At 48.5% G+C, this 3,292-nt stretch carries 2 protein-coding genes and 2 pseudogenes; 3 read left to right on the top strand and 1 reads right to left on the bottom strand.

Annotated elements, in window-relative coordinates:
• Positions 1-421: 421 nt before the first annotated feature.
• The 3 genes and pseudogenes from PX481_RS30180 to PX481_RS15535 form a co-directional block, all read left to right on the top strand.
• Positions 422-556, top strand: a pseudogene (locus PX481_RS30180) (DUF6883 domain-containing protein); the annotation flags it as partial.
• Positions 557-559: 3 nt separating this feature from the next.
• Positions 560-847: a hypothetical protein gene (locus tag PX481_RS15540; protein WP_002758672.1), complete on the top strand. Its 288-nt coding sequence runs from the start codon at positions 560-562 to the stop codon at positions 845-847.
• A 498-nt stretch (positions 848-1,345) separates the two neighbouring features.
• Entirely contained in the window at positions 1,346-2,734 is a 1,389-nt protein-coding gene (locus PX481_RS15535) for an ATPase (RefSeq protein ID WP_288094922.1), read from the top strand.
• Between the two features lie 317 nt (positions 2,735-3,051).
• Here PX481_RS15535 and PX481_RS15530 read toward each other — a convergent pair.
• Positions 3,052-3,292 (bottom strand): annotated as a pseudogene (locus PX481_RS15530) (oxidoreductase); the annotation flags it as partial.

The raw sequence follows: 3,292 nt of genomic DNA, 5'->3' as shown, positions 1-3,292 counted from the left end.
TTATTGAGATAAACTCTCATTAAGCTGGCGATCGCTAACTAGAGTGTGACACTTCATAATTCTTAGTAATCGCTAAAAGTCTTACTATACAAGGGCTAGAGCAACTTTTGATTTCAACGACTAGGGTGCGGAATGTGGGATTTAATTCCACCCACCTACTTAGGACTGTTTGACAAACCAGGGCATAATTTTTTTGAGGACAATGACCGGTGAGCAACCCGACAATTATATAGATTAATGCTAAAAAAGACTTGACAAAATCCCTCGATTTGACCTATACTTTTTATTATAATGGGAATCCGTGCCGAAATATATATAAGCCTTTTTAGTCTAGACTATTTAAAAAAAAATTATGCAATTACAACCCCAAAAAAACCTTGAAACAATATCAATTAATACACTTGATCGGTGAATCGAATAGGGAACCTTCGATCGAGTCGAGGGGGAATTAATCAGCAGTAATCAAGTTCGCCTATTCGTTGTCACGATTTGGCTAAAACGAAATCTAGATCATCAATTTCAATTTATCACCCTCAAACCTCGAAAGGAAAAATAAACCATGGCGCAACTATACGAAGAAGTGACCCTAGCCCGCGACGTTCCCGAATACAATCTTAAGCAGGGTGATTCGGCGATTCTTGTCGATATAGTTGCCCATCCGAAGGGGGGTGAGGAAGGATATGTTTTAGAACTATTCAACGAAGTAGAAGAACCGGTTAACGTCGTCATTGTCCCGAAATCGGCGATTCAAGAAGAGGAAAAAGAAGGTTCTTCGTTACTTGGTATGATTCGATCGGGTGGCATAAATCGACTAAATCCTTATAGGGCAAGAGACTCAATTGATTAGCTCGTTCTAGAGCGAAAACAATTGACAAAAATCGCAGTAATGTCTGTCTCTATCGGGGTTTCATTCCTTATAACCCCCTCCATTGGATAACACAAATAGATTAATGGCAAAAAAGAGTTGACAAAATCCCTCGATTTGACCTATACTTTTTAGTATAATTGGAATCCGTGTCGAAATATATATAAGCCTTTTTAGTTCCGATAATTAAGTGGTTCTGATTAAATAGAAGATAGATTTTGTCTTTGATACCCCCTGCCCCCTAGTATTGATTCAAGGTAGGGTTGATTCAAGGTAGGGTTGATTCATGAATCAACCCTACCTTGAGGGCGACTTTTTCCCCGTATTACCCTTCTGCCGCTGCCGGGGTTAACCTCGACTCTACAACAATGGTTATGGAAGTCGAAAACTGGTATCATCTACGTCGCTGCTGTCAGCCTGCTTTTGAATGTCTTGTTCGTCCCGCTGCCAGTCGGTAGCCCCTCTCGAAATCACCTCACCATGACGACAACAACTCTGACTCCCGCACCAGTTCAAGCGGCAGAAAATTCCCCAGCACCCCCTGAGTGGGTAGATTGGCAAGTCGCCCATCAAATTCCGGGACGGCTGCGAATTCGCATTCCCCGCCTCAATTGGGATGACGAATTTGCCAGACGCTTGCAGCGATCGCTGCTTAGAACCACTGCCATCAGCGAGAGCCGCATCAGAGAGCCAGATCCAAGCGAGAAAGTCGGGGCTAGGAATCAGGGGACTTGGCCAACTTTAGGGATGCCGGCCTTAACCTTGGCTGTGGCGATCGCTGCTGCTCCCCTAGAACTGCCCTTCTCGATTGTGGGGGGAATTGTCCTTGCGGCTTCAATTCCTCTCTGGCAGAGGGTTGGCGAAGCCCTCACCCAGCAGGGACAAGTGACAATAGACTGCCTCGATGCTCTCTGGTTGAGCTACCAACTGCTCCAGGGCAACGGTGTAGCTGGCGCACTCGCCCTCAATCTGGCGGCAGTGGGAGAGAGCCTGCGCCAGAGCAAGCTCCAACAGCTAGAAGACGAGCTATACCTGCTGTTCGAGCAAGAAGATGCAGAAATCCACTGGCTTTCCGACCGGCAGCGGTTCGCTCCCGTTCCCGAGGCAGATCGAGAAGGGTGGCTAGATTCCGTCGAAAAAACCGAACTACTCCAGAACCTCAAACCCGTCGCCCAAGGAGCGATCGTCCCCACTTTGCTCCTGAGTGGCACTTGGGCAATCCTGACGGGGGACTTGGGGCGAGCGAGTGCGGTGTTACCCCTCGACATCGGGGTTTCTCTGCGGGGCGTTACTCCCTTGGCAGTGGTTTCGGCCCTGACGGCGGCAGCGCGACAAGGCGTTTACATCCGCAATGCCAGGGTACTGGAAAAGTTGGCTCAGGTGGATACTCTGGCCTTTACCTGCGAAAGTTTCCAGGACTTGATTACCCCGGAGCTGCTGGTGAGTTGGGGCATCCCTTCTGAGTGCATCCACTTCGCCACCGATGCGGCTGCTGTTGAGTGCCTCCGAGAACAGTTGCGCCGCCAAGGTAAGCGGGCCGCTTGGATAACCGACAGTGGTAGTGATTGCTTGGCTGCCCAGGAGGATCAGGTGGTTATTTCTCTAGGGAGAGGGGAATTTGCAGCGGCCGCAGATGTCATCTTCCACAGCCACGATCTCCAGCCCCTCGGCTACACCTTTGCCCTGGCGAGGCATACCTTTGCGACTGCAGACAGGAGTTTGGCGATCGCTACTCTGCCCAACCTGTTAGTGGTGGCAGTCGGGGCATTTTGGGGACTCAACCCGGTGGCTGCCGCTGCGATCAACGGTAGTTCAGCCATCCTCGCAGAACTGAACAGCCTGCGCTCCCCGAAACCTAACCCCTTTTAAATTGGTGCGTTAAGCTGTTCGTAATTTATAGTTATTTCAAATAAGAACGAGACAATAGTCGGCACAATAAGTACGAACCCACATTCCGCACCCTCAACTGTCACATTGGCCGTCCCCCTCTAGAGACTTGAGTAAAAAGACTTAGCTGGTGAGGGTTTTCTCTGCGCCCGCTAGGGGGGTCTTGAGCCCCTAATTAGGGCTTGCTGAATAAATCAGATAGGAAAAAGTTATGATGCTAAGGGTAAATTCTGTTTCTTCAATGATAAGTGATTCTGTTGATAATTTTTCATTATTAATAAGTCCCGAAAATATTCCCGTTAATTAGCTTTAACTTTCTGCCCGATCGTATCGGCAGCGGTAGTGGAAACCATGGCCGCCATGACTTGTTCGGGGGAAACCGTAAAAGGTAAACGATGAATGTCCGAATTAGGCTGACAGGCAATTGCGGCTGCGTGGCGCAACTGGGCAAGGGAAACATCTCTTAATCCTAAATCCTCTAGGGATTTCGGTAAACCAATTTGTTCATAAAACTGGATTAGTTGCCCCCGGGCCGATACT

This window comes from Microcystis sp. M53603_WE2, assembly GCF_030065435.1.
The sequence above is the reverse complement of the archived record's forward strand: the minus strand, read 5'-3'. Positions and strand labels throughout refer to the sequence as shown.